The organism is Bacillus sp. Leaf49, from assembly GCF_001426125.1.
Lineage (GTDB): Bacteria > Bacillota > Bacilli > Bacillales > Bacillaceae > Bacillus > Bacillus altitudinis.
The window spans coordinates 16,815-43,001 of record NZ_LMRK01000022.1 but is presented as its reverse complement, the minus strand read 5'-3'; the positions used below and the strand labels follow the sequence as shown (position 1 = coordinate 43,001).

The 26,187-nt window shown below is 40.9% G+C and carries 24 protein-coding genes; 6 read left to right on the top strand and 18 right to left on the bottom strand.

Annotation, left to right across the window (positions count from 1 at the left end; genetic code table 11):
• Positions 1-260 precede the first annotated feature (260 nt).
• The 4 genes from ASG46_RS14925 to ASG46_RS14910 all read right to left on the bottom strand — a co-directional run bounded on the left by ASG46_RS14925 (position 261) and on the right by ASG46_RS14910 (position 4,878).
• Positions 261-1,598 (bottom strand): aspartate aminotransferase family protein, encoded by a 1,338-nt coding sequence (locus ASG46_RS14925; RefSeq protein WP_056705082.1) that lies wholly within the window; start codon positions 1,596-1,598, stop codon positions 261-263.
• 241 nt (positions 1,599-1,839) lie between these two features.
• The gene (locus ASG46_RS14920; RefSeq protein WP_056705080.1) at positions 1,840-3,432 is read right to left on the bottom strand and encodes a PucR family transcriptional regulator; all 1,593 of its coding nucleotides are present in this window, start codon (positions 3,430-3,432) and stop codon (positions 1,840-1,842) included.
• Positions 3,433-3,460: 28 nt separating this feature from the next.
• Positions 3,461-4,378, bottom strand: a complete 918-nt coding sequence (locus ASG46_RS14915; RefSeq protein ID WP_007497064.1) for an AEC family transporter — start codon at positions 4,376-4,378, stop codon at positions 3,461-3,463.
• An 83-nt stretch (positions 4,379-4,461) separates the two neighbouring features.
• Entirely contained in the window at positions 4,462-4,878 is a 417-nt protein-coding gene (locus ASG46_RS14910) for a VOC family protein (RefSeq protein WP_008349030.1), read from the bottom strand.
• A 166-nt stretch (positions 4,879-5,044) separates the two neighbouring features.
• On the opposite strand from ASG46_RS14910, the gene ASG46_RS14905 reads away from it, so the two are divergent.
• Positions 5,045-5,461: a hypothetical protein gene (locus ASG46_RS14905; protein ID WP_025207006.1), complete on the top strand. Its 417-nt coding sequence runs from the start codon at positions 5,045-5,047 to the stop codon at positions 5,459-5,461.
• A gap of 45 nt (positions 5,462-5,506) precedes the next feature.
• Here the strand turns inward: ASG46_RS14905 and ASG46_RS14900 are convergent, their stop codons facing one another.
• The 3 genes from ASG46_RS14900 to ASG46_RS14890 all read right to left on the bottom strand — a co-directional run bounded on the left by ASG46_RS14900 (position 5,507) and on the right by ASG46_RS14890 (position 8,374).
• Positions 5,507-7,045: a bifunctional GNAT family N-acetyltransferase/carbon-nitrogen hydrolase family protein gene (locus tag ASG46_RS14900; RefSeq protein ID WP_007497061.1), complete on the bottom strand. Its 1,539-nt coding sequence runs from the start codon at positions 7,043-7,045 to the stop codon at positions 5,507-5,509.
• Positions 7,046-7,059: 14 nt separating this feature from the next.
• Positions 7,060-7,725, bottom strand: coding sequence for an HAD family hydrolase (locus tag ASG46_RS14895; RefSeq protein WP_017366913.1), 666 nt, complete (start codon positions 7,723-7,725; stop codon positions 7,060-7,062).
• A gap of 307 nt (positions 7,726-8,032) precedes the next feature.
• Positions 8,033-8,374, bottom strand: a complete 342-nt coding sequence (locus ASG46_RS14890) for a DUF5365 family protein (RefSeq protein ID WP_056705078.1) — start codon at positions 8,372-8,374, stop codon at positions 8,033-8,035.
• Between the two features lie 108 nt (positions 8,375-8,482).
• Between ASG46_RS14890 and ASG46_RS14885 the strand changes: the two genes are divergently transcribed.
• Entirely contained in the window at positions 8,483-9,385 is a 903-nt protein-coding gene (locus tag ASG46_RS14885) for an RluA family pseudouridine synthase (protein WP_056705076.1), read from the top strand.
• Between the two features lie 34 nt (positions 9,386-9,419).
• On the opposite strand, the gene ASG46_RS14880 is transcribed toward ASG46_RS14885, so the two are convergent.
• From ASG46_RS14880 to ASG46_RS14870, 3 genes are all read right to left on the bottom strand, one after another.
• Positions 9,420-9,986: a class D sortase gene (locus tag ASG46_RS14880; RefSeq protein WP_056705074.1), complete on the bottom strand. Its 567-nt coding sequence runs from the start codon at positions 9,984-9,986 to the stop codon at positions 9,420-9,422.
• Positions 9,987-10,018: 32 nt separating this feature from the next.
• Positions 10,019-12,925, bottom strand: a complete 2,907-nt coding sequence (locus ASG46_RS14875; RefSeq protein ID WP_056705072.1) for a 5'-nucleotidase C-terminal domain-containing protein — start codon at positions 12,923-12,925, stop codon at positions 10,019-10,021.
• 82 nt (positions 12,926-13,007) lie between these two features.
• Complete coding sequence (locus ASG46_RS14870; RefSeq protein WP_056705070.1) at positions 13,008-16,370, bottom strand: CheR family methyltransferase; 3,363 nt, start codon at positions 16,368-16,370, stop codon at positions 13,008-13,010.
• 144 nt (positions 16,371-16,514) lie between these two features.
• Between ASG46_RS14870 and ASG46_RS14865 the strand changes: the two genes are divergently transcribed.
• Positions 16,515-17,159, top strand: coding sequence for a spore coat protein (locus tag ASG46_RS14865; protein WP_017366909.1), 645 nt, complete (start codon positions 16,515-16,517; stop codon positions 17,157-17,159).
• Between the two features lie 29 nt (positions 17,160-17,188).
• Here ASG46_RS14865 and ASG46_RS14860 read toward each other — a convergent pair whose 3' ends face one another.
• Together ASG46_RS14860 and ASG46_RS14855 are read right to left on the bottom strand one after the other, a co-directional pair.
• Positions 17,189-18,064, bottom strand: a complete 876-nt coding sequence (locus ASG46_RS14860) for a hypothetical protein (protein ID WP_056705068.1) — start codon at positions 18,062-18,064, stop codon at positions 17,189-17,191.
• A gap of 156 nt (positions 18,065-18,220) precedes the next feature.
• Positions 18,221-18,727 (bottom strand): YhcN/YlaJ family sporulation lipoprotein, encoded by a 507-nt coding sequence (locus ASG46_RS14855; protein WP_008349054.1) that lies wholly within the window; start codon positions 18,725-18,727, stop codon positions 18,221-18,223.
• 153 nt (positions 18,728-18,880) lie between these two features.
• On the opposite strand from ASG46_RS14855, the gene ASG46_RS14850 reads away from it, so the two are divergent.
• Positions 18,881-19,297 (top strand): hypothetical protein, encoded by a 417-nt coding sequence (locus ASG46_RS14850; protein ID WP_041507545.1) that lies wholly within the window; start codon positions 18,881-18,883, stop codon positions 19,295-19,297.
• 34 nt (positions 19,298-19,331) lie between these two features.
• On the opposite strand, the gene ASG46_RS14845 is transcribed toward ASG46_RS14850, so the two are convergent.
• Positions 19,332-19,712, bottom strand: coding sequence for a hypothetical protein (locus ASG46_RS14845; protein WP_056705066.1), 381 nt, complete (start codon positions 19,710-19,712; stop codon positions 19,332-19,334).
• Positions 19,713-19,806: 94 nt separating this feature from the next.
• Here ASG46_RS14845 and ASG46_RS14840 point away from each other — a divergent pair, with 94 nt between their 5' ends.
• Positions 19,807-20,898, top strand: coding sequence for a GGDEF domain-containing protein (locus ASG46_RS14840; RefSeq protein ID WP_056705065.1), 1,092 nt, complete (start codon positions 19,807-19,809; stop codon positions 20,896-20,898).
• Positions 20,899-21,109: 211 nt separating this feature from the next.
• On the top strand, positions 21,110-21,310 hold the full coding sequence (gene cspB, locus ASG46_RS14835) for a cold shock-like protein CspB (RefSeq protein ID WP_008349061.1): 201 nt from the start codon (positions 21,110-21,112) through the stop codon (positions 21,308-21,310).
• A gap of 117 nt (positions 21,311-21,427) precedes the next feature.
• On the opposite strand, the gene ASG46_RS14830 is transcribed toward cspB, so the two are convergent.
• The 5 genes from ASG46_RS14830 to yhbH all read right to left on the bottom strand — a co-directional run bounded on the left by ASG46_RS14830 (position 21,428) and on the right by yhbH (position 26,160).
• Positions 21,428-21,787, bottom strand: coding sequence for a hypothetical protein (locus tag ASG46_RS14830; protein WP_056705064.1), 360 nt, complete (start codon positions 21,785-21,787; stop codon positions 21,428-21,430).
• Positions 21,788-21,800: 13 nt separating this feature from the next.
• Positions 21,801-22,325 carry a flavodoxin family protein gene (locus ASG46_RS14825; protein WP_017366904.1) on the bottom strand — a complete coding sequence of 175 codons (525 nt, stop codon included), beginning with the start codon at positions 22,323-22,325 and terminating at the stop codon, positions 21,801-21,803.
• Between the two features lie 17 nt (positions 22,326-22,342).
• Positions 22,343-23,962, bottom strand: coding sequence for a DHA2 family efflux MFS transporter permease subunit (locus ASG46_RS14820; RefSeq protein ID WP_041507548.1), 1,620 nt, complete (start codon positions 23,960-23,962; stop codon positions 22,343-22,345).
• A gap of 39 nt (positions 23,963-24,001) precedes the next feature.
• The gene (locus ASG46_RS14815; protein WP_007497037.1) at positions 24,002-24,634 is read right to left on the bottom strand and encodes an HlyD family efflux transporter periplasmic adaptor subunit; all 633 of its coding nucleotides are present in this window, start codon (positions 24,632-24,634) and stop codon (positions 24,002-24,004) included.
• A gap of 362 nt (positions 24,635-24,996) precedes the next feature.
• Positions 24,997-26,160: a sporulation protein YhbH gene (gene yhbH / locus ASG46_RS14810; RefSeq protein WP_056705062.1), complete on the bottom strand. Its 1,164-nt coding sequence runs from the start codon at positions 26,158-26,160 to the stop codon at positions 24,997-24,999.
• Positions 26,161-26,187: the final 27 nt, after the last annotated feature.

Sequence of the window (26,187 nt, the reverse complement as noted above, 5' to 3'; positions counted from 1 at the left end):
TTTCAATACACCTAGTGTGCCCATTGACCATTCAGCCTAGCAGATCGATCAAAACCTGATCCTTTCAGGGCATAGAAAAAAGCAGAGAAACCTCTCTGCTACAGCGGCGTGCTGGTGCTCACGAATGTCAAATTCGCTCCGCGCCAGTACTCGTTCTTCCTAGACTGCAAAGGTTTTCTATCACGCTGAAAAGAAGACAAAGGGCTAAAATAAATAATATTTTAGCCCTTTGTCAACAATCTGAAGCAGAGAAATCTCTGCTATAATTGTGCCATGCTTTCTTTTAAAGTATGAATAATGAATGAGGCGTCTTCATCAGTGATATTTAGCGGTGGTGCGAGCTGTGCCACGTTATTATAACCAGCCACTGTATCGCCATTTTTCCCGATGATCAATCCTCGCTTTTTACATTCTGTAATCAATTGACCGACTACACTTGGATCAGCTGGCTTTTTTGACGCCTGATCCTGCACAAGCTCAATCCCAAACAGCAGGCCTTTTCCTCTCACATCACCGACAAATGGATGCTCTTTTAACTCTTGCAAACGTTCGAGCATGTCTTGGCCAAGCGTGCCTGACCGCTCCACTAATTGCTCGTTTTCCATGATGTCTAGGTTAGCAAGTGCCACCGCACAGGAAGCAGGGTGACCGCCAAATGTATTCACATGCCGTAGCCTGTCATACGTATCTTCTCCTGCATACGCTTCATAAATGTCTCGTTTCACGCACGTTGCAGATAGCGGTAAATATCCACTTGTGATCCCTTTTGCCATGGTGATGATATCTGGTTTCACTTCCTCATGCATAAATCCAAACCGCTTTCCTGTCCGGCCAAAGCCGCATATCACTTCATCCACAATAAGGAGCGCTCCATGATCTTCACAGATTTCTTTCACCTTCTTCAAATATCCTTTTGGCGGCATTAAGATACCGCCTCCTGTAATCATCGGCTCCATGATGACGCCAGCAATGGTCTCACTTAATTCCCACGTCATTGCTTGATCGATTGCATCAGCACTTGCCAAGCTCTCTTGATCTTCAGGATGCCGGTACATATCAGGCGGTGCGACATGGATAAATCCCTGCCCTAATGGTTCATATTTGTACTTACGCTGCGCTTGACCCGTTGCGGCTAGAGCTGCTGCTGTATTGCCATGATACGATCGATATCGGGAAATGAATTTTGTTCGTGTACTCTCTCCCTTTTGCGCATGATATTGTTTGGCAATCTTAAATGCCGCTTCATTCGCTTCAGAACCACTGTTAGAAAAGAAGATCACATAGTCCCCGCCTAGCCATTCATTGAGCTTCTCAGCCAGCTGAATCGCTGGCACATGGCTTTGTGTCAGTGGGTAGTAAGGCATCGTATTTAATTGCTTATACGCCGCTTCTGCAAGCTCTTTACGTCCATATCCGGCATTTACACACCATAGTCCTGACATCCCGTCTAAATAGCGATTTCCATGAATATCTGTCACCCATGCGCCTTCTGCCTCATGAATCACCATACTTTCATTTTCTTTGTTTGTCCCTTTCATATGATGCCAAATGAACTGATCATCTTTCGCCTGAAGATCTTGTGCGTTATGTGTTTTCATCTTCCCACGCCCCCATGTATCCGTTTTCATCATCAAAGAAGCTTAAACCGGTCCTGCATATGACCTCTCCATTCATTATATGGATAAAAAGTGAGGCATATGAAACTGAAACAAGACCGCCCGTGTCGTTACTCTCATTATAAAAAAGGGGCCAGACACATTACATTAGACAGATCGTCAACTGATTGAAAAGAACCATGAGACACTCTACTTGATCCCTTGGCAAATCTAACATATACCGTTAAAGGCGATTCCCCTGTAAAAATTCATAAGCAAGGATCGCAAATTCAAGCGCTTGACGTTTTGGCGCTTGCATCATATCCTCACCAAGTAAAGCATGAAGCTTATCCAATCTGTGATAAAGCGTCTGCCTCACAATATAGAGCTGGCTTGCGGTTTCTTTTTTAGAACCGTTTGTCTGTAAAAAGATATTCAGCGTCTGATAGAGCCTGCCGCTATTTTGTTTATCATATAAAATCACCGGCTCTAAATACTCTTTCACCATGCATTCTAATAACCCGCTTTCTTTCATGACAGGCATCAACCGAAGCATATGTAAATCTTGATAAAATGGGCTTTTTATCCGTTGCGGCATCACTTTCTTTAAATGCAGCACTTCTTTCGCTGCTTGAAAACTTTTTCTCATGGACTGAAATTGCTCACAATATGAACCGATTCCATAATTGATGACTGCCTCGCCGGGCTTCTCACGGTCATATAATTGCGTGATGTCGTTTGCCGCTTTTTCTGCACGCTCTTTCCAGTCCTCAACTTTTCTTGTATTCAATAAAATAAATAAGGTTTGTCCTTGATGCTCGTACACAATCAAATAGAAACCAGCACGCTGAAAAATAGAACGGCAAGAGACAAGAAAATAAAGATTCCCTGCGATTTCTTCTATTTGGTGTTTTTTTTGAAAGAGCATCACCACACAGCCGGTCGGTTTTTTCAGTCCTTCTGTTTCCTCAAGGTGTTCTATGATTTCTCTTTCTGTATGCTCTTCATGAAACCATTTTTGCAGCCATTCATTCTCTTTTGTCTTCTTCAGCTCTTCTGTATACAGCTCTCTTAATGTTTGCTGGGCAAGGGCATTTGCTCCTTTATCCATCACAAGCAGTTCAAATTCCGAGAGCGTGTTCGATTGATGAATGAGGACGAGGTCTGCAAAGGTTTGTTTGAGTGCAAGGACTTGTTTTTGCGTCACTTCATATCCTTTTGGTAATGAATCATATTGCAAATAATGCATCACAAGCTCTTCCGTTTGTTTGGAAGAATCACATAAAATAATCGGCTCACCTTGAACAGGGATCAGCAGTAGTATCCCTCTCACGTGTTGATACACTTGATCCAAAATATCCATCTGCGGATGAGGAGTCAATAAAAGCTCATTCAACTTGGACGACAGTGTTTCTAAATCTGCCATCATCTGATACTGACGTTCAATCATCATCGTATGGAGATGCTGTGTAATATTGACGAACTTCACTTCTTTTGTAAACAGAATAAGCGGAAAATCACGTTCTTCTGCATAAATAATCAGTTCTTCCGGTACATCAAACCGAAGCGGTACAAATTCAATACATAGTCCAGCCGCACCTGAGTCAATCAACTGCCTTAAAAACGCCTGAAAGACTTCCAATTGATCATGGAAGCCTGCGGCCGTCGTTAAGATCAGCTCGCCTCCGTTTAACAAATCCTCTACAGCAGGCACTTCAAGTACATGTACCCATTTTACCTGCCGAAACAATCCCTTTTCCCCAGCTAACACTTTCGCATGCGTAAAATGCTTCGTTTTTAACACATCACTTACTTGAAAATGAACATCTACATTCATTCATAAGCCCCCCTTTGTTTGCCGTCCCCTATCCCAGAGGGTGCATGGATAAAATCCATAATAAAACAGGTAAAGTCACAATACTTAAAATCGTACTGAGAAACGTCGTGCTTGAGACAAACTCAGGCTTCGTTCGAAATTGCACAGCCATCAGCGTTGTATTCGCCGCTGTCGGCATCGCTGCAACTAAAATCATAATTTGTTTCACCAAATCATCTACAGGTAAAATAAGTGTAAAACCAAAGGCGATGAGAGGTGAAATAAACAGCTTGAGCAGCACCGCATAGGAAATATTGCGATAATCCACTTGCTTAAAAGAAATCACTGCGAGCTGCATACCTAAAATCAGCATAATCGTCGGTATCGCTGCATCCCCGACCAGCTGAACACCTGTCATAAGCTCTTTAGGTAATGAAAGGTCAATGAGCTGAAATAATAAACCAAGAAGAGCCCCGTAAGCAACCGGCATACGCAGCACTTTTTTTAGAACGACCTTCAAGTCTCCCGCGTCCTCTCCACCTTTTGCTGCATAATACATGCCGATCGTACTCATGACGAGCTGCTGAAGGACCATTAGCACAATCGCAATATCTAAACCAGCTGCTCCAAAAACAAGAAGGACAACAGGCGTGCCGTAATTTCCATTATTCATAAATGCTGATGACAAAATCATGGCACAATACGTTTCATTCGAATACCCGTAAATTCGAGATAAAATGAAGACACATAAAACAAGTGAAAGACAAAGCCCTACGACAAATATAGATAAGTACACATAGTCCATCGATACTTTATTTTGATAAAAGGTTTCAAACGCAAGAAAAGGTGACATTAAATATAAAGACATTGATGAGAGCGTATGTATATCAAAACCAATTGTCTTCTGCCCTATATACCCTATAAGGAATATGCCGAACACTGGCATTAAGACAAGTAAAAACTCCATGCAGCACCTACTTTTCTCTAGATGAATTCCTTATTTTTTACCCTCTTATCATACCACTGATCATCAATAAAAAAGAAGCACCCTTATGAAAGGTCGCTTCTCTCCTCATCCATATAAAACACTTCCCATAAATGACCATCACGATCCTGAAAGCTCCAGCCATACATGAAATCATGGTCTTGTTTTTCCTTAAACGGTGAACCACCAGCTGCGATCGCACGCTCTACAAGCTCATCAACCTCTTCCCTCGTCTCGACCTGTAAAGAGATAATGACCTCTGCGCCATTTCTGGCATCTACCAATTCCTTCTCTGAAATGGATTGGAAATGCTTAAGTGATAACAGCATGACTGTGATCGTCTCATTCATCACAAAACAAGCAGCATGTTCATTCGTCAGTTCTTGTTGAAAGTCAAAACCCAGCTGTTCAAAGAAAGCCTTTGACTCATTTACATGCTTAACTGGCAAATTGATATACAGATGTTTAGATTGTCGCCCCATATCCCTCTCCCTTTGTAAAACATCATTTCCATTCAGTATATTCGTCTTTTCATTTGGCATCCCTTTGTCGCATGAAAAAATAAGCGGTAAGCCCCATTACCTTATTTTAACAAAATTGTATAATTAATCTCGTGCACAATACTAAATGAACTAGGAGGTTTTCTTAATGAAAACAATCGCAAAATCTTTGATGCTCTCCACCACTGTCCTTTTATTCGCTTCACCTATTACACAGACAGCTGATGCTGCATCTATTCAAACGAAGCAGGTGACAGCAGAAAGTGATTTTCAGCTTCCTTCAACAACAGACACCATTAAACAAAACATCGAACAATCTTTCCAAAAACAAGAAAAGTGGCTACAAAAATTAGAAGTGATTGCCGGACAAGAAAAACGTGAACAATTTGAACAGTTTTTCAACCAGCATGTAGGACCTGATTTAAAAAATCTTTTAGAAGAGCCTGCTCTTACATGGAAACAAGTAGAAAAAACGATTTATCAATCTCTTGTCAAATCAGACGTTCCATTTTTAGCTGCCAAAAGCATTGCCCACTTTGCTACACTCGCTTTAAAGAAAATGTAAACATAAAGAAAAGCGCCTCGCATAATTGCGGGGCGCTTGTTTTGGTTATTTCTTATATTCAATATGATACACGTCTCTTCTTCGGTCTTTCAGCTGACGAACCGTCCCATCTTGACGCTGCCTTCTTAATATTTCTAAGTCGACATCACCGACAACCACCATTTCAATATTCGGGTTGCATTCTCCTACAATGCCATCTCTTGCGAATTCAAAATCAGATGGTGCAAAGATGGCTGATTGTGCATATTGGACATCCATGTTTTCTGTTTGCGGAAGGTTTCCGACCGTTCCAGAAATGACCGTATATATCTGATTTTCAACCGCTCTCGCCTGCGCACAGTAACGTACTCGTAAATAGCCTTGACGGTCTTCTGTACAGAATGGAGTGAAAATAATTTTCGCTCCTTTGTCAGCTGCAATTCGAGCAAGCTCAGGGAATTCAATATCGTAGCAAATTTGGATCGCAATTTTCCCGCAATCCGTATCAAATACCCGGACTTGGTCACCAGCTGAAATCCCCCACCATTTTCTTTCATTCGGCGTGATATGCAGCTTATATTGCTTTTCAATCGTTCCATCACGTCTAAATAAATAGGCGATATTATAGATTTTCCCTTCCTCTTCAACGAAATGAGAACCACCGATGATATTAATGTTGTACTTGACCGAGAGATCTGTAAACAAATTGATGTAGTCCTCGGTATATTCTGTGATCCGCTGCACTGCTAGACTTGGTGATCTCTCTTCTAAATATGACATAAGCTGCGTTGTAAAGATTTCCGGGAAAACGGCAAAGTCAGCTGACGCATCTGATGCCACATCCACGTAATACTCCACTTGATTCATAAATTCCTCAAAGGAATGAATTTGCTTCATTGCATATTGAATGACACAAATTCGTACTGGGAACGCCGATTTATAATATCTTTTCGATTGCGGGCGATAATCGACATTGTTCCATTCCATTAGCGTTGCGTACGTACTGGAAGCTTTATCATCCGGCAAGTAATTCGGATTGATCCGCATCAGGCTAAATTCATTTAACAGCTGAAAAGATAGCACAGGATCATAAATTTGGTGCAGCATGACTTGCTCTACATATTGGCGAGGCGTCATTTCCTCTTGATATTTGTGATAATTCGGGATACGTCCGCCAATGATGATGCTTTTTAAATTTAATCTTCTCGCTAAGTCTTTTCTTGCTTCATATAAACGATGACCGATTTTCATCCGGCGGTACTCAGGACTGACCATTACTTCAATTCCGTACATATTCATCCCATCTGGATTATGGTTTGTGATATATCCATCATCTGTGATGTCCTGCCAAGTGTGACGATCATCGTATTCATCAAAGTTAATTAATAAACTTGAACATGAGCCAATGATTTCTCCCTCGAATTCCGCACAGAACTGACCTTCTGGGAAATGTTCAAGGTGGCTTTCAAGGTGCTCTTTTTTCCAAGGGTCCATGCCTGGAAAGCATACCTCTTGCAATGCAATGATTCGGTCGATATCTTCTTCTCTAATATTTCGAATCACCATTCTTTTTTCAAATCGCGTTAAATCTAGTTTTTCTGCCATGATGTATTGCCCCCTTACTGATCCTCTTTTTCAAGCTGATGGAATAGCTGGAGCAATTCGATTTCAGCCATGGATTCTAATCTCGCATCATATTCTTCAAACTGCAGTGTGCTCGTCACTTTATTTGGCACGATGACACATTTCATACCCGCTCGTTTGGCAGCGATTGACCCATTCACAGAGTCTTCAAATGCCACGCAATCTTTTGGCTCAACGCCTAAGCATTGTGCGGTTTGCAAATAAAGTTCTGGGTGAGGTTTCACTTCTTCCACATCGTCTGACGTGCGGATACATTCAAAGTAATCGAAAAGTCCAATTTGTTTCAGGTGATCAGACACCCATTTATAATCTGAGCTGGAAGCAAGTCCAATCTTAATTCCAAGCTCCTTTGCCGCTTCTAAATAAGCTTCTACACCAGGTCTTGCTGCTTCGTCCTTCATTCTCTTTTGAAAACGTGAACGCCGGTCTTCTGTGAGTGCCTCATGATCTAATGTCTTCCCTAACTGCTCTTCCAAGTATTCAAAAGGCTTAAAACCTGCCTGCGTTCCAATCACATTTCCCCATACAGACAGAGGCAACTCCGATTCATGCTCCGCAAACATTTCCTGCAGAACCTCATATTCATGTGTTTCTGTATCTAAAATTAATCCATCAAAATCAAATATAATCGCCTTTACCAAAGAGGCCACTCCTTTTTTCCGAAAGTCTGAAATATCTTCCATACTGCTATCATATCGTGAATAAAATTGACTTTCAAAGATGAATGTCTGCTAAAATGATTATGTATAAAAGGAGCCTGCATCGTTTTGTCAGGCTCCTGTCATGTTCGATTCTTTCTGCAAGAGATCCAAGCGCTCCGATTCGTGGAGAATAGACATTGTTGAAAAAGAGCGGAATTGGTATTACAGATCTTGAAGGTTTCTCCGTTCCCTTAAAAATAGTATGTGCGACGACCTTGTAAGTTAACAAGGAAGTTCACACCAACTTTTACGCATTTTGAAGGTGACGGCCTGCAAAATCATCTAAATCAAACGGGAAAGAAAAGCCGCACGCATTGACTTGTTCACGGTTGAGTTCAAATAACTCACGATCTCGTTTTGTGATATGACGCTTCGGCTTTAAAATAATGGTATGTAATAGCTGAAGACCTGATAAGATACGAAAAGCATCATCCATTGTCCCGTTATACACACCATCAATGAAAGTAAGCGGGGGTTGTTTTACCTGCTCTACTCCATTGACAGAACGGACTAAAAGATCTTCAACTTCTTTTGATATTTCTTCAATTGCCTGCTCTTGAAGGTCTGTCGCAGCTTTCATTAATCTCACGTGGCATCTACCTCTCTGTCGTTATTACTCCATTCAGAATAGCACAGAAAAAAAGTCATTCGCTAAGGTAAGTGTTTCCTATATATACCCAAAGAGAGGACGAATATCATGATCATAAAAGGACACACGCTCTCCCTAAAAGTAGGTGAGCAGCAAAATGGCATTTCCTTAAGTCAATTTTTAAAAGACGAAGTGTCTGCCTCTAAACCGATTATCCATTTTTGGATGGAGCACCAAAAAGTCCGTCTCAATCAAAAACCTGCACACCATGCTGCAAAAGTGAGTACAGGTGATCAGATTCTCATTGATTTATTTGAGACGGAAGAAAGTGATGTGACGCCAGAATACGGTGAATTAGAGGTACTCTTTGAAGACGAGCATTTATTAGTTGTCCAAAAGCCTGCTGGAAAGCCGACGCATCCAAATGAAAAAGGACAAACAGGTACGCTGGCGAACCTAGTCGCTTTCCATTTTCAAGCAAATGGAGAAGAAAAGCGGGTCAGACATATACATAGGCTGGATCAAGACACAAGCGGCACCGTTATTTTTGCCAAACACAGGTTGGCACATGCTGTACTCGATCAAATGCTTTCAAAAAAAGCGATTAACAGAACGTATCTTGCCATCGCACAAGGACTGTTTAAGAAAAAGAAAGGAACGATCCAAGCAGCCATTGGACGTGATAAACACCATGCCGTCAGAAGGAGGGTTTCTCCTACTGGTCAAAGCGCCAAGACTCATTATGAGGTCTTCCATCTCAATAAACGTTTACAGATGACGGCCGTTAAGCTGCGATTAGAAACAGGCAGAACGCATCAAATTCGGGTCCATCTTAGCAGTCTCGGGCATCCTTTAGCTGGCGATACATTATATGGCGGGAAACGTGACCTGATAAACAGGTGCGCCCTTCATGCCAAACAAGTAGACATGAACCATCCATTCACAGGTGAAAAGCTGACGATAGAAGCACCGCTTCCACCTGATATGGCTGAATTAATGGACAATATGTAGAAAAAAGAGCCTGATCATACAGGCTCTTTTGACGTTAGACAGATGCTCTTTTCGCATAAATAATGTACCGCTCTGGTGCGTTGCCGACAAAATGAAATGGATAGCATGTGGTTAACACAAGCTCTTCTTTTTTATTTTGTAAGGTAATAATGGATGTATCATGCTGATCTACAATTTTCGTATGCGTAATTTCATAAACAAACTCACCATACGGTACAGTGATTTTCAGTTGATCCCCAATATCCAGTTCACCAGTCCGGCGGAAGACCGTATCCCTGTGTCCCGACAAAACGATTTGTCCATTTTGATCAGGGTAATAACTGCCTTTGTAATGACCGACGCCTTTGGCAAGGTCGTCCGCATCTGTCCCTTCAACAATCGGCAAATCGGCTTTTAATTTCGGAATGGTCAGGATGCCAGAGGCTTTCCCCATTTCAGGTGAAAATTTTTCCTTTGTCATCCCTTGATCAGTTTCTACGACCTTTTTTGCTTCCTCTAAAGAATGTGCTGTTTGTATGTGAGTAGAAGCCATTTGCCAGATTCCCCAGCCAAGCACCACAATTCCCACTGACATGACAATCACTGCAAGCCATTTTTTCATGCGTTAACTCCTTTGTCTTTGCTGATGATTCTTTAGCTTGCTGCTGCCTTTTCTTCTTGTTTCGCTTGTTGAATTCGGCCTTCTTTTTGATACACAATAGAAGCTCCCTCGAAGCTCTTTACAAAAGCGACCGTTGCTTCTAAATCTTCTGGGCCTGTTTCCGGATTTTTCCCTAGCCGCCCAATCGGTGCATACTTACTTCCAGTGGCAGTCGCCATGAAGTTGTTCACTGTGAGTGTATACGTTTTATCGAAATCAACGGAAGAACCATCAGGCAGTTTTAAGTCGACTACTTTATATGTTAACGGATTGTACGAATAAGAAAAGCCTGAAATGCTATAATCCGGTCCAAATTGAGGAGATATTTGAGCTTCAATGATATCAACTAAATCTTTCCCCTTAATTCCCAGCTTCACTAACACATTTCCAAATGGCTGAATATTAAAGAGGTCTCCCCAAGTAATGGGTCCTTTTTCGAGATTTTGTCTGATGCCGCCACCATTCATCATGGCAAAGTCACTTTTCATTGAATATCTCATGCCATCCGCAATGAGGTTACCAAGTGGTGTATCACCATCATTTGAATAACCGCCCTCCATCTTGACGCCAGCTTCTCCAACCACCTCACTAATAATCGGCTCCACTTCTTTTCCGTAATGAGCTAAAATGTCCGCTGCCTCCTGATCCTTTTCAATACCAGCCTGGTCTACATACTGGATCTTTGCACTCTTTTTGACAATATCTTTTGTTTTCCTGTCAAGTGTGACATTGACTTCTCCAATCGCTTTTCCGTATTCAAAGGCTTGGACAATTAATTTTCCATTCACCTCTCCATTGACCACTTCGTGATTATGGCCAGCGAAAATGACATCAATTTCGTCATCGCCTTCTTTGGCAAGCCTTGCACTTTCTCCAGTAATGGTATCACCATTTTGAGAGGCGGTCATATGAGCCAGAACTGCGATCGCTTTAATCCCTTTTTGCTTTAATTCCTTCGCTGCTTCATTGACAGCTTGGACTTCATCAGTAAATTGAATGTCTTTAATTCCTTCTGGCATGACCATACCTGCCGCTGATGTTGTCACAACCCCGATAAAAGCCACAGGGATTCCTTCGACATCCATAATTTCATAGGCCGGTAAAAGTGGTTTGCCAGTATCCTTATATTCACAGTTTGCACAAACAAGCGGGAAGTTCTGCCCATCGTACCCTTTTGTGCCTTTCGGGTGATCTCCACCTTTTAAAATGCGCAATAATTCATCTACACCTTCATCAAACTCATGGTTGCCAACTGTCCCAACATCAAAGCCGATGTTCTCCATTAGTTCAACGGTTGGTTCATCTTGTAAAAGAGACGATATTGGCGAGCTTCCGCCTATCATATCTCCTGCATGAACTGTCAGTGTATTTTTTTGCGCAGCTTGCTTTTGTTTTATATAAGCCGCCACATAATCCATCCGTCCATATGTTCCTTTACTGCCATCACCTTTTACATCCAGCTCATATTGCTGATCAATTTTCCCATGCAAATCATTCATGCTTAAAATGGTTAATGGGACTTCACTGGATGATTCTGACGCCTGATATCCAACCTGCTCTGCTTCTTCTTTAGAAGCAAAAAAGACACGTTTATCTAAATCGATCTCATTCCAGCTGTCAGGTGATACGTAGGTTTTTGCAGATGAATCCCCCACATAACGTGTGAGCCCTTTTTTCTGCTCGCGTGCTCTAAATTCAAACGGCTGTTCTAGCAGAGGATCTTCTTCATTCCAAATACCAAGCCCTTTTTCCTTGGCATCTTTCACTGCTTGTTGGAACATCTGATACTCTTTTTCATCTCCAACAGGCCAGATGAAATAAGTAGGGGCATATCCTTTTTTCACAAGCTCTAGGTTCGTATTCAGCCCTTTTTTGGTTTTGACTTGAGCTAAAAGACGTCCATATCCATCCTTTGCTTCCGGGCCAATCTTTAATGTGACTCGATCACCACTTGAAAGAAGTGTTTTTAAATAATCCGTTGCTTTTTGTCCAAAGCGCAGCTGGTTTTGATCTAATTCATTCTTTGGCTTGTGGTAGGTTTCTGGTGTGTCCATATTCACGAAGCGTACCTTTGTTGTGCCGAGCACAGGCTTCTTCAAATGAATGGTATCTCCATCCACAACACGATCTACCGTTGCCTCATATTCTTTTTTGATTTTTGGCGGCTTTGGCTGGTGCTTCAGCAATTTGACATCGGTTTTGTGTCTTGGAAGTACTTGCAGCGTATCATATCTGCTTAAAACGCCAGTAAACTCATACCATTTTCCGGTCTTCACTTGATCAATGGCACCCGTATCAACCATGACTCTAAGGACTGTGCTATGATATTTTTTATCGATGATGACCACATTGTATCCACCGCCAGCTGGCTGATCTGGCGTCTGTTCTACATAGCCTTTTACCTTCACTAATCTTCCTTCATATTTGCTTGCCTGATCCGATTCCAATTGTTTAATGGAAACTTTCTTTGGCGAAGGCAATGGCTGATTCACAGCCTCTATCTTCAGACGATCTTGATCTGGCACAATTTCAACGAGCCCTTTATAAGTCGTCACCTTGCCAGTCACCGTGACCTTCATGCCTGCTTTCATTTCTGGAAAATTCTTAGGCTGCGCAGAATAAATATTGAGACCAGCTGTTTTGTCTTGAATATATGTTGATAGTTTCCCATTCCCTATAGCGGATTGATCTGCTGTTACGATTCCGCTCACCGTTACCGTTTCTCCTATCAGTTTTCGGGCTTTTTTTATGTTCATCGGCTTTGTTTGTTTCCATAAAGTCTGCTTTTTCTCAGAAGAAGAAAACGCCTCAGCTGTCATGATACTAGGCAGTAAAGATTGCAGACTAAATATCACCAAAATCAAACAACAGACCATTCGAATAGATTGTATACGTTTCATTAGATTTCTCCCCTTTGAACTTCATCTCTTCTAGTGTACAAAGCAATTATTAAGACTGGATGGATTTCATGTAAAACTGATCTCAATTACTTGGAAACGTAATAATCACACGTGTCCCTTCAAAGCTTTTGCTCTTAAAAAGAATGGTACCGCCATGGCTTTCAATAATCTTAATGGTCATCATTAATCCAAGACCCGTGCCTTTTTCTTTCGTTGTGTAAAAAGGTTCACCTAATTTCCCAATCTCCTCTTCTGGTATGCCCTTTCCTTGGTCTTCAAATATCAGCATCATTTGGTCGTTTTTCAATAATGAAGTCACTTGGATCACACCTGTTACTCCATCCATCGCTTCAATTCCATTTTTAAGAATGTTAAGGAACACTTGTTTCAATTCATTTGGAATGCCTTGAATATGTGGCAGTGAGGGCGCCAGATTCTTTTGAATCGACACTCCTTTTAAGACCGCCTGAGATTCAACGACCATAATGACTTCTTCGAGCAGAAGATTCACATTCACCGGTTCAAATTTAACAGATTTACTTCTAGAGAGCACAAGAAATTCGTTAATAATAGACTCAAGCCGATTAAACTCTGACATCATCACATCGGCATAATCCTTCTGATACTTTTTACTTTGAATCATTAGCTGTAAAAAGCCTTTTAACGACGTCAGTGGGTTCCGTATCTCATGGGCAATACCAGCTGCAAGCTGTCCAACTGCTGACAGCATTTCAGACTTCATCAGCATTTTCTCAGACTGTTTTTGACTTGTAATATCCTCTGAAATCCGCATGACAGTAGACTGCATTTTGTCAGGGTCATCGATTCGGTGTAAAGAGACTCTTTCCCATCGCTCACGCCCTGATAAGTCCTGAAAATACAGCTCACCTGTCCAGCTGCCCTCTCTTAAACACACGTCCCATTGTTTCGCTAGATCATCACATTGACACAACGCATAATAGACAGAAAAAATATCTTTTCCGATCAAGTCATATTCATGCTGCTGTACAAACTGACAAAAGCGCTGGTTGACACACTGAATGACACCTTCTCCTGTTGCAACCACAATATGAATATGGCTGTTATCAAGTGCTGTCACCGCAAGATGAAGAGCCTGCTTCAATTTTGTCATTTCGGTCATTTTGATCCAGGTCATCACTGCTCCCTCGCGATCTTGATCATAGAAAGGCGTCATATGAACCGTGAATTGTTCTCCTTCGTTCGTTTCAATTTCACGTTCGATCACGCGCCTATCTGAAATGACAGATTGAATATCATGATAGAGCATTTCCTTCGATAACTTTTTCACCATCGACTGAAACGTTTGCTGGTGCCGGGTTTGAGCTGAAGTGAATAAAGAGGTAGCTGTAGGAGTGTGATAGCGAATATTCATTTTCCGGTCCACAAACAACGTGGCAAGTTCTGGCTTCACAGACGGCCGGTACAGTTCTTCTCTTGTCACCTTTAAATTGTTTATGATATTTATAAAATGCTCGTTTGTTTTCTCGCGCACTTCTATTTGCTTGTTTTTTTCTTTTAATTGAGCCCTTGCTTCTTGCTCCTTTTGTTTGACCTCATTGAGCTCGTTTTCTAAATCGACAATTCGCTGTTGATAAACCGAATTCTGATCTAACATCCCTTTGTCCCTGCCGTTCTTTTGATTTTTTCCTCTCTCACTCTTCCGAATGAGAATGACGTATACTCCTTTAAAACGGCGATCAAAATGTTTCACTGTAAAATCTGCATACTGCTTTCTTCCATTTTCCGAAATGAGAACATGTTGAAAAACAACCTCAGTCTCTTCAGTCCATACCTTTTGAAAGCTTTGACTTAGTATCTCTTTCATATAATCAGGGGTTACATATTCACATAATTCATCTGAGACTTCTGCATGCGCTAAGTAAGAATAGGCACCGTTTGATATCGCAAGGATTTTCTCGCAATCGTCTATGATGAAACATGCATCATACTCCTGCTCTACTTCTTTCATATATTGGACAGCTCGTTCTTTTAACTCCGTATGACCTGCATTGTATTTAGGAACGTTTGAGTGGGTGTAAATGTTCCACTTTTCATTGAACAAATGAAATAAACGAGGGATATTGGGTACCTTTTCATTCGGTCCTAATATCAACATCCCTTGATCCTTTAGTGCATATTGGAATCGAGATAAGACTCGTTTTTGTACTTCTGGCTGGAAGTACATCAGAACATTTCGGCAACTGATAAAATCGAGGTGGATAAAAGGTGAATCGATCAATAAATTGTGAGGAGCAAAGACTATATGTTTTCTAAGCGACTGCTTCACAATAAAAGCGTCACCTTTTTTTTCGAAATATCGTGCCCTCCATTTTTCTGGCATTCGTGCCATAGACTCAAGCGAATAAACACCTTTGCTTGCACTTTGGATGGCTTTCCGGTTGATGTCTGTTGCAAACACTTGAAGTTCAATGGACACTTGTCTTCGTTTCACTTCTTCTAAAAATAACATCGCAAAAGAATAGGCTTCTTCACCTGTAGAACATCCTGCAATCCAAATGCGGCATCGAGATTTCCCATTTTTCAATGTATTATCAATGATCGACGGAATGATGTGATGTTCACATACTCGAAAGGCTTCCATATCTCTAAAAAAGGAAGTCGTGCCGCTTAAAAGCTGTACATGCAGGCGATCAAGCTCATCTGGTTCTCTCTCTAATAAACGATCATACTCGGACAATAAGGAGATCGATTGGTTCGCACTCCTCATTCTTTTTTGAATGACAGAGAGCAGTCTGCGCTTCTCATAGGTTGAAAATGCAATTCCTTTATGCATTTCAAGACGTTCAATGATTCTGATCAAAACAGGGTCTGCAACATCTGTATGCGGAACGTTGATGATGTTGGCTATATATGACGCAAGTGCAGAAGGGTCTTGAAATGTTTGATGATACATACGATCAAACCCACTATTTGTCTCACTGCACGATATGGCTGTACCGCCTTGCTCAACGATTTGAAGCAAACCACTTCCTACACAATAGCCTTTTTGAAAAAAGATCGCATATGCCTCTTCCTTTTGCACATTGGCAAGTGACTGAAACAATGAATTTACAGCACACGCCTTGTTCGTAGGATGCTGCTCTGTTATGTGTAGCCGTTTGTCTTCTGTCAATGTCACAGCTGCATGCTGCGGACAAACATAAATCGTATTTTTCATGACTTTCTCACCATGCTTAATCGGCTTTGCCCGGTAGCCAATCGGTAAAACAAGTGCTTCCAAATCAGTTACACAATCGCCTGTCACATGATTTTGCACAACAATAAAAGAGGCATTTAATTCATGCGGAAATGATTGAAAAAAAGCCTCAAGATGATGCTGTTCAAACGGCGAAACACCGATGCCAATCACTGGTGCCTGCACATGTTCGTCTTCTATCAAACGATTAATGATTTTGTCCTGCATCTGGTACCCCCATGTTCATTCGTCTGATACATTTTTTCGACAAAAAGGAAGAAAACCCTCTAATTGTAAATAATGTTTTTTGCATGAAAGGAGGAAAACTTCCTCACATTAAAACAGACTGTATAAACAGAAGGAGGATTCTTTATGCAAAACGATCAGCAACCAAACGTTCAAGGACATGTCCAGCAGCCCCAATTCAATCATGGCGGGCATGAGTTATTTGATTTACATGAGGTATTAGCAGGGACCATTAATATTTTGGATCAATACATGATCTTTCGGCAATTTATCCAAGATCCCGCATTATCCGACATGTTAGATCGACAATATCAATTTGTATTGTCCCAGTACAACGTCACGGTAGATTGCTTTTCTACTGGTCAAAAGCCTAGTGAAGAAACATCTACTTATATGATGAAAGAACAGACACAGGTGACATACGGAATAAAACCATCTCAGCCTAAGAAGCCTAATCAATCAATACAGGATGTAAAAGATGCGGGAATTACAGGGCATATGCTTGGTCTCATGAAATCTCATGCTGGATTACTCTCAATGACTGCATTAGAGGTCACAAACCCTGTGGTGCGACGTGTGCTTGCAGCGCAAATCCCGAACTTTATTGAAATGGCGTATGAAATTTTCTTATATCAAAACAAACATAGCTATTATCAAGTTCCGCAGCTTACAGCTCAAGATATGCAGGCGATGACGTCTACATTTGCCCCTATGCAGGGACAAGTGCAGATGCCGCCAAGCAAAGCCAATCAGCAAAAACCGCTTCATTAACCAAAAACAACGGCCGCCCTATTTACAGGTCAGCCGTTGTTTCTTTGATAATTCAGTTTAAATTGCTCTTCAAAATCTGTGAGACGTTGTCCTGTCGCTTGTTCAAATCCTCTATCAAAACGACTAGTTTTCGCCGTTTCCTCCATGATCTCATGTATGACATCTCGTCCATAAAGCTGCACAAGCTCATAGATCATATAGTAGCTTTGTAAATAAACATCTGTCTCATACGTCGTGCGAGATTCTTGCCAGTCTTGATCAGAATAAAGAGATTTAAAAGGAATGACGTCAAACCGTTCAGACGTGGCGTTCAGCACATCATAGGCCGTCCATTCTGCTGTTCCTTCATGGAACCAAAGGGGAAAGACGACTGGAGATACATTGTATGCATGCACCTTTTCATAGAAAACAAAATGGGCATACTCATGAATGAATAACGTGTTGAAAAAGTATAAAGGCAGTGTCTCTTTCTTCAACAATTCTTCCCGTTTATCTGGGTATAATCCAATCATATGATCAACATCAGAATAAAAACCTGTAATATGCTTGATACCGGCAAATTGCTCAATCGTCTCTTTATCATCAAAATAAATGATATCTAACGGTTTGTCAGCTTCATACTGAAACACTGACATCGTTCTCTTCTTTGCCTGTTCCAGCGCTTCTATGGTCAAATCGACAAAGGCGCCCTCATCCTTTGCATAGTAGATTCGAATATGTTCATAGACTTGCTTATTGAGTCCTTCCGTTAAGACCGTTTTAGGCGAAGAATGCTGCTCTAGATATTGCTCTGCCAGCTGGAACGCAACATAAATCAAGTACGCAGTGAACGCATAAAAAATCAAACCTGCTGCAATCATTCCGCTTACAAGTTTTTTATGAATTAATGACGGTTTTGCTTTCATTTACTCCCCACCTGAATTCATCCTGCAACCTCTTTCTCTTTCTATGAAAAAACAAAGATCAACAAGAGGTGATATATTTTTTACTTTATGCAGTCAGGTGCGCAAGGTGCGGTTCCAAACAAAAAAGCCGCATATGACATACGGCTTTTGTCGTAGCTATTTTGATTCAGGGAAGACACGTCGAACCGTTTCAGTAAACTCGTCGAAGAATCCTGAAATTGGCTCTCCACTTCTAATACGTTTTCCGTACCCTGCCATACGATCGACAAAGTCTGGATTAGCAGATACATACACATTATCAATTTGTTGATCCGTCGATTTGACTTTGTCAGAAATTTTCTTTTTCAAATCGTCTGTTACATCTCCGCTTTTATTGCCTTCAAGCACGACAGCAACAAATGCATTTTTCCCTGTGACAAGTACGTTCGCTGTTTTCACTTCAGACATGTTGGCAACAAGCTCTGATGCCTTATCTGCCACTTTCACCTTCTGAGGTGTTTGTACATTTGGTTGATCCTGTCTCATGTTGTCGTTCTTATATGTGACATTTTCGTACTGTCGTTTCATTGTTCCTCTTCGTTCATCGCCTTGGTTGTTCATTCCACACCCAGCAGTGATCAATGTTGGAACGAGTAATAAAGATAGCATCCATTTCTTATTCATCAATTTATTCCCTCCTTTTGCTCATAGGTTTTTCATCCAGCAGACTTTTTATGCACACATCCTCTATTTCAGCAATGAATTCATAAATCAGCCTTGATTGGTCATCCTAAACATGATGAAGAAGTATCATCACGATCAAATGGAGGGATTCGTTTGTTTAAAAAGAGAAAAGGTATGAGTACTGGTGCAATGATCGCAGCATCAACAGCCATCATTGCATTATTTTCACCACTATTACGGAGAAGACTAAGCAGCATGACTCAAATGAATTTGTCCTCAATGATGAAAGGCAAAGATCAACACCAGCATGAGTCATCTCGTCATGAGTCCCATTCACATTCACGTAAAGACTCAAAAGGCACAGCTGAAGTAGGACAAATGATCAAGCAAGCATTCACCGCTGTCCAGCCTAATGAAACAAGCCAGCATCAAACATCATCAAAAACATACCAAACTCATCAGCCGCCGAGAGAGTCTTACGCCCAGTCTCTTCACATTGATGAAAGTGTCATGAATGTAATGGATGATGAATCTATTCAGCAAGTGCTCAATGACATCGAGCACAAATAACTAAAACAGGAGCCTTTTTTCAGAAGGCTCCTGTTTATTCTCCTGAAAAATGCTCTTTCACCATGATGCAGAAGGAAGGCAAGAAGGTGATTTCGATCGTGGTAACAAACCGTTCCACACCATCTAATAGTATCAACAGCTCTTTTTCATGTTGCCGATCCTTTTTTATTTCTACATGTCGCACAGTTTTAAAGGCATATACTCCTAAAACGGATGCGTCCTTTTTTCGAACAGCCTTCAAAGAAAATTCTTGTACTCCAAGAGACATCGTCACCACAAATCGCTCTTCCTCATTCTCAAACCGAAACGTTAGATCTTGATATTCAATGGGCATATCCCGTTCAAAACCTTCATCAGGCCACGTCTCAAAAAAAGAAAGCCAGTCCGTTCGATCTGGAAATTGTTTTCTCCTCATTTTAAACCCCTCATAAGTGAAATTTTTATTAATTATCTTGTTTCCCCTTTTCTTTTGCAACAAATTTTAGTAATTTTAAAAAGGTGATTTTATTTTGCTAAGAGACCTCTTTATTAATTTAACAATTCTTGTCACTTTCCATTATTTATTGATGCTTGTGTTTAAAGAGAATTTTTTAAAAAAGGAAGACACCCTGCTCAGACAAATTTATAAAGGAATGATTTCTGGGTTACTCGGTGTCCTCTTAATGTTTTTCTCTATTAAAGCAGGACCAGCCATCATCGATTTAAGACATATCCCCCTTATTTTAACGGCATTTTATGGAGGCATTGCACAAACGTTCATTGCAGCCTGTGTGATCATTATTGGCCGATTATTAATCGAAGCCAATGTCGCTTCTTTCATTAATATTTTTTCCATGATATTTATCGCCACAGCTTCTTTTTTAATTGCTGAGCGTCATATCAATCACGTCGTAAAAATGCTGTTATCTATTACCATGAGCAACGTCATAGCGACGATTTTATTTATCATCATCGTCAATGAAAGATCATTTGAACTGCATGCTGCCTATTGGATGTTCTCGTATATTGCCGGTTTATTTAACTTTTATGTCATTGAGCATCAAACAAAAGCGTATCAGATGTTAAATTTGTATAAATTCCAAGCTCATTATGACTTTTTAACTGGTGTTTTAAATAAACGGAAATTCGATGAGATATTAAGTGATGCTTTTTCTCTGAACTTAAAGCAACCTATCCATCAAATGTCCTTGATTTATCTAGACATCGATTATTTCAAAACCATCAATGATCAGTATGGACATCATGAGGGAGATATCGTTTTAAAAGAAATCGGAACAAGGCTAATTAAGAACACAAGAAGCTCTGATTATATTGGGCGAATCGGCGGTGAAGAATTTGCTGTGCTTTTACCGAATTGTTCCGTTGAAAAAACATGGCAAATTGCGGAACGTTTACGAAAAAAAATGGCGGATCAGCCAATTTATTTACAAAACGGAACATCGATTCACATTACGGTGTCAATTGGATGTGCTTGTGATGCAGGAACAAGTGAAAACATGAAACAATTACCGATTATTGCAGACCAGGAGCTCTATAAAGCGAAGCAGTCAGGCAGAAACCAAGTGAGCTTTTCTGGACGAAAAAGAGAACACTTAACATAGGCTTTTTCCTCAATTTGTTAGCGCTAATTATTTTTAAAAAAGTTTTCGTATAACAGTTGTTTTTTCCCGCAAACACTGGTAAAGTAAAGGTAATTATTTTTGTTCGTATCATCTTTAAGAAGAAAGTTTTGAAAGAGTTTTCGTCTTTGAAGTTTGTGTAAGAGCAAGAATAGTGAATTTAAGCGTTAAGATCGCTTTAGGAGGAAATTTCATGTTAGAAGGTAAAGTAAAATGGTTCAACTCTGAAAAAGGTTTCGGATTCATCGAAGTAGAAGGTCAAGACGATGTATTCGTTCACTTCTCTGCTATCCAAGGCGAAGGCTTCAAAACTTTAGAAGAAGGTCAATCAGTTTCTTTCGAAATCGTTGAAGGTAACCGTGGACCACAAGCTGCTAACGTTAACAAAGCGTAATTTAAGAGCATCTGCTCTTTTAGCACTTTATAGAGTGAAGGAAAACCGCTTGGCTTTTATGCCGGCGGTTTTTTTGTGCAATAAAAAAAAAAGAGAACCTGACGAGAGGTTCTCTTTTTATTTGTCCTTCTGCTTTAGTTTCTTTAAAGCAGAACGATACATATCATCATTCATTTTCGTCTCTGGTTCTTCTTCTTTGACAGGTGGTTCTGGCTGCTTAAACTTTTGAAGCGCCTGTCTATAGAAATCATCACCTGACGGAGCATCATCTGTCTGAGAAGGCTCTGACGCTTTTTCTTCCACTTCAGGCTCTACAGGTCTCGCCGCAACTTCTGGCTCGCTATGCGGCACGTCAGGATGGTTCGATACATCTTCTTTGATCTCTTCCTTCTCGGCCGAAGCGTGTCTGACATTGAACGCTACTAATCCGATAATGACTAGAACAGCAGCTACTAACGCTACAATAATCGTCGCCAAAAGAACCCTCTCCTTATCGCTTAAATGACGCAGTGACTGATGCTACACGTCTTCCTAATGCTTTCCCTAGCTCAATGCCTTCTGTAGAAATCACTTCATCAGAATCAATCGGGCACGTCACACCTGCTCCATAATAAGAGCCGTATAACGCATTTTCTGGAACATTTCCAGGAAGGCCGACCACAAGCATCCCTTGATGGAACATCGGCGTAATCAAATTATGCATCGTCATTTCTAAACCGCCGTGTGTTGTGGCAGTGGTACAGAAAACGGCACCGACTTTATCGATGAGTTTTCCTTCTGCCCATAAATACCCAAGACGGTCAATCCATGTCTTTAATCCAGAACTAATGGTACCAAAGTGACCAGGGCAGCCCCAAATGATTGCATCCATTTGATCAAGCTTGCGGATATCCGCATCTTTCACATGATCAATGAACACTTCAGCTTGCTCTGTTTCACCTGCGCCAGCTGCAATCGCTTCTGCAAGTGCTTTTGTATGGTCACCTTCACTATCATATACGACATAAATTTTCATGTACGGTCCCTCCACACTTATCTTGCATCTTGGTTTGCTTCCTTAGGTGCTGGAAGCAATGTCATTTCTTGTTTCTTATCCTGCTTTTCTTTTCGCTTTTTATCCTTACGTACATCTCGCAGGAACAAGCTGAGAATTACACCAGCTGCACAGAATAATGTCACCCACATGTAAGCATCATTGATGCCCATCACATTGGAATCAACTTGTGCTTTCGTAAAGAGCTGGGTCGACACATATTTTTGAGCAGCTTCTGCTGTCATGCCCATATGGTGCATCACATTAGAGACAGCCGCTTGGAATGAATTCATAAAGAACGGATCAGCTGTATTCGTTTGATCTGCCATATTGGAATAATGGAATGTCGTGCGATTTGTATAAATCGTCGTGATCAAACTCGTACCGATCGAACCACTGATTTGTCTCAGTGTGTTTGACATCGCTGTACCATGACTGTTTAAATGCTGCGGTAATTGGTTCATCCCAGCAGTCATGACTGGCATCATTAAGAGTGACATACCAAAAGCACGTACTGCATACATGAGCACAATGTGACTATAAGATGTATCAATCGTCAGCCTTGTAAACTCGTATGTGGTAACAACCGTAATCAGCATCCCCACAATGGCAAGTGGACGAGGTCCAAATTTATCAAACAAGATCCCTGAAATTGGAGACATAATGAGCATCGCAAGTGCCCCTGGAAGCATTAATAACCCCGATTGCAGTGCAGTAAACCCAACGAGGTTCTGCAAGTAGATCGGTAGTAAGAACATCCCAGTGTATAAGGCAACAGTAATAATAATGTTAATAACACTTGATAATGAGAAAATGCTGTATTTAAACACGCGGAAATCAAGCATCGGATTATCCGCTTTTAGCTGTTGGAAAATAAAGAGAATGATCGCAATCGCACCAATGATAATCGTAGATAAAACGATTGGATCTGTCCAACCATCACTTCCCGCTTCACTCACTCCGTATAGAAGCGAAGCAAAACCAACGATCGACAGAATCGCACCAAGAGTGTCCAGCTTGATTTTTTTAGGCTCTACAATATTTTTAAACATAAAGAAAGCCGCGATGATGACAATCGCACCGATTGGTACAAGTCCATAAAACATAATACGCCATGAATAGTGTTCAATAATATAACCAGATAACGTTGGTCCGACAGCTGGCGCAAACATCATCGCAAGACCAAAAATCCCCATTCCTTTCCCTCTGTTTTCTGGAGGGAAAATAAAAAGGATTGTTGTCATGACGAGCGGCTGTAAGATACCGCCACCGACTGCCTGAATCAAACGACCAATCAGCATCGTAGAAAAGTTTGGCGCAATACCGCAAATAAAAGTCCCTAGTGTAAATGAAATCATCGCCACGAGGAATAAGCTGCGCTGGCCAAAACGTGTGATTAAAAACGCAGATAACGGAATGAGCACACCGTTGACAAGCATGTAACCTGTTGTAAGCCACTGAATTGTCGTCGCACTCACATTAAATTCAGTCATTAAATGGGGCATGGCTACGTTCAAAAGCGTTTGGTTTAAAATCGCTACGAACAAACCGGCCATTAAAATGATCAGTAAAGACAAGGAGCCTGCTCCCTGTTTTGTCGCTGCAGGTTGATTTGCCATCTCAGACAACCTCCTTTCATTTTTTGATATCAGTCATCATTAAGATGAAATTTTGACAGAAGCATTCATACCTGGAAGTACTTTGTCAGATGGATTTTTAATTGAAATTTTCACTGCTACTTTTTGTGTCACTTTCGTGTAGTTACCACTTGAGTTTGTTGCTGGCAGCATATTGAATGTTGAGTTTGTTGCATAACCAATTTGTTCAACGGTTCCTTCAAATGTTGTATCAGGATCGCCGTCTACAACGATGTCCACTTTGTCACCTTTTTCAATGTTCTTAATGTCTGTTTCTTTAATATTCGCTGTAATGTAAAGCTTGCTTAGGTCAATCGTTTCACCAAGAACTGTCCCAGGCTGCACTTGTTGGTTGTTTTGTACTTCTTTTTTGACTAATGTGCCATCAGCCACTGCTTTAATGTTTGTTTTTGCTTCTCCTTCAACTTTTGCAACTGTGCTGTCTTTTTGCACTTCGTCACCTTCATTGATGTCCCAGCCTTTGATTTGTCCAGCTGCTGGCGCTGTAATTTGGTACATGTCACCTGTCACTTTTGCTTCATCTGTTTTTACGAAGTTTGTGCTTTCGTAGTAGTAATAAGCACCTCCGGCAATAATGGCAAGAATCACAATAAGGCCAATAATATTTGTTAGCAATAAACGCCCTCTGTTCATGTTTTGTTTCTCCTTTCATGTATAAAAATATAGTGTCATCTGCTTTAGCAAACTTAGAATGCCCATCATCTGACAGATTATGAAACAAGCTCATAGAGCTGCCTGTTTCCCCTTTTTCTACTCCGCTGAAAATGGTGTGCAGCCCATTTATACTTATTGTTCACTTATGAGCAAAAAGCAGAAAAAGAAGAAAAGACTATCGGCATCTTTTTTGAAAAACTTATATTTAACAAGATTAAATATTAATAAATGAAAATTGAAATGTCAAAGAGAAAGTTTTACTTTTTTTCTGGTGATCCCTTCCTTCTCCACACAAAAAACCTTTCAGCCCTTATGCTGAAAGGTTTTTTTGAATGTTCTCTTTAAGAAAGAACTTCTTCCTGCTGAAAAAATTTTTTTAATGCGAGAAAAACGTCTGATTTTTGCTTCAAAATATAATGCTTAAATTTCTCATCCTGAATATGTTTATATGCTGACATTAACGTAGAATGCCGATTATATTGATTCACTTCACCATAACAAAATAAATTGGCTTTTTTCATAATTTCAGAAACGAGCTTCACGCACCGTGCATTATCTGAGGTCAAATTGTCACCATCAGAAAAATGGAAAGGATAAATATTATATCGTGACGGAGGATATCGTTCGTCTATGAGCTCTAGTGCCTTTCGATAGACAGAAGAACAAATGGTTCCCCCGCTCTCTCCCCGAGAAAAGAAGTGCTCCTCGTCTACGACCTTCGCCTCTGTATGGTGGGCAATGAATTCGATCTCGACTGTCTCATACTTTGTCCGCAAGAAACGTGTCAACCAAAAGAAAAAGCTTCTCGCCATATATTTTTCCCAAAGCCCCATACTTCCGCTCGTATCCATCATCGCTAGGACAACCGCTTTTGATTCTGGTTTGGTGACTTCATTCCACGTCTTATACTTAATATCCTCTGGATAAATGGGATAAAAGGAAGGGCTTCCTGTCATGGCATTTCGTTTAAATGCTGACAGCATTGTTCGTTTTTTATGGATATTACCGGTTAACCCCGTTTTGCGAATATCATTAAACTCAATTTCCTCGACAACGATATCATCAAGTTCCTTTTGTTTAAGATTTGGTAACTCCAGCTCACGAAACAGCGCTTCCTCTAAATCCATTAATGAGACTTCTGCTTCGTAATAATCATCACCGGCTTGATCTCCAGCACCTTGCCCCTTTCCCTGCCCTTGCTTACTGTCAGATCCATCCCGAGCGACCACATCGCCAACCTGGCTGTCTCCATCCCCCTGACCTACATGCTTATTCTTATCATAGTTGTACCGAATTTTATATTCATCTAAAGAACGGATCGGAATTTTGACCACATCTTTGCCATTAGACATGATGATGCTTTCCTCTGTGACAAGATCCGGCAAATTGTTTTTAATCGCCTCTTTGACTTTTTTCTGATGACGCTGCTGGTCATCAAAGCCTTTTCGATGGAGGGACCAGTCTTCCTGAGACACAATAAACTGACTTTTTTCTTGCCGGGACATCCATCCCCCTCCTCACCTTTTTGGACA

Bases quoted from the DNA above. Each gene is read 5' to 3' on its own strand.
- ASG46_RS14870 (WP_056705070.1), bottom strand. From the start codon at position 16,370: ATGCAGGACAAAATCATTAATCGTTTGATAGAAGACGAACATGTGCAG.
- ASG46_RS14910 (WP_008349030.1), bottom strand. From the start codon at position 4,878: ATGGGGCGACAATCTAAACATCTGTATATCAATTTGCCAGTTAAGCAT.
- ASG46_RS14845 (WP_056705066.1), bottom strand. From the start codon at position 19,712: ATGAGGAGAAAACAATTTCCAGATCGAACGGACTGGCTTTCTTTTTTT.
- ASG46_RS14875 (WP_056705072.1), bottom strand. From the start codon at position 12,925: ATGAAACGTATACAATCTATTCGAATGGTCTGTTGTTTGATTTTGGTG.
- ASG46_RS14820 (WP_041507548.1), bottom strand. From the start codon at position 23,962: ATGGCAAATCAACCTGCAGCGACAAAACAGGGAGCAGGCTCCTTGTCT.
- ASG46_RS14900 (WP_007497061.1), bottom strand. From the start codon at position 7,045: ATGGCAGAAAAACTAGATTTAACGCGATTTGAAAAAAGAATGGTGATT.
- ASG46_RS14855 (WP_008349054.1), bottom strand. From the start codon at position 18,727: ATGAATAAGAAATGGATGCTATCTTTATTACTCGTTCCAACATTGATC.
- ASG46_RS14925 (WP_056705082.1), bottom strand. From the start codon at position 1,598: ATGAAAACACATAACGCACAAGATCTTCAGGCGAAAGATGATCAGTTC.
- yhbH (WP_056705062.1), bottom strand. From the start codon at position 26,160: ATGTCCCGGCAAGAAAAAAGTCAGTTTATTGTGTCTCAGGAAGACTGG.
- ASG46_RS14880 (WP_056705074.1), bottom strand. From the start codon at position 9,986: ATGAAAAAATGGCTTGCAGTGATTGTCATGTCAGTGGGAATTGTGGTG.
- ASG46_RS14915 (WP_007497064.1), bottom strand. From the start codon at position 4,378: ATGGAGTTTTTACTTGTCTTAATGCCAGTGTTCGGCATATTCCTTATA.
- cspB (WP_008349061.1), top strand. From the start codon at position 21,110: ATGTTAGAAGGTAAAGTAAAATGGTTCAACTCTGAAAAAGGTTTCGGA.
- ASG46_RS14825 (WP_017366904.1), bottom strand. From the start codon at position 22,325: ATGAAAATTTATGTCGTATATGATAGTGAAGGTGACCATACAAAAGCA.
- ASG46_RS14905 (WP_025207006.1), top strand. From the start codon at position 5,045: ATGAAAACAATCGCAAAATCTTTGATGCTCTCCACCACTGTCCTTTTA.
- ASG46_RS14920 (WP_056705080.1), bottom strand. From the start codon at position 3,432: ATGAATGTAGATGTTCATTTTCAAGTAAGTGATGTGTTAAAAACGAAG.
- ASG46_RS14860 (WP_056705068.1), bottom strand. From the start codon at position 18,064: ATGAAAGCAAAACCGTCATTAATTCATAAAAAACTTGTAAGCGGAATG.
- ASG46_RS14865 (WP_017366909.1), top strand. From the start codon at position 16,515: ATGCAAAACGATCAGCAACCAAACGTTCAAGGACATGTCCAGCAGCCC.
- ASG46_RS14885 (WP_056705076.1), top strand. From the start codon at position 8,483: ATGATCATAAAAGGACACACGCTCTCCCTAAAAGTAGGTGAGCAGCAA.
- ASG46_RS14815 (WP_007497037.1), bottom strand. From the start codon at position 24,634: ATGAACAGAGGGCGTTTATTGCTAACAAATATTATTGGCCTTATTGTG.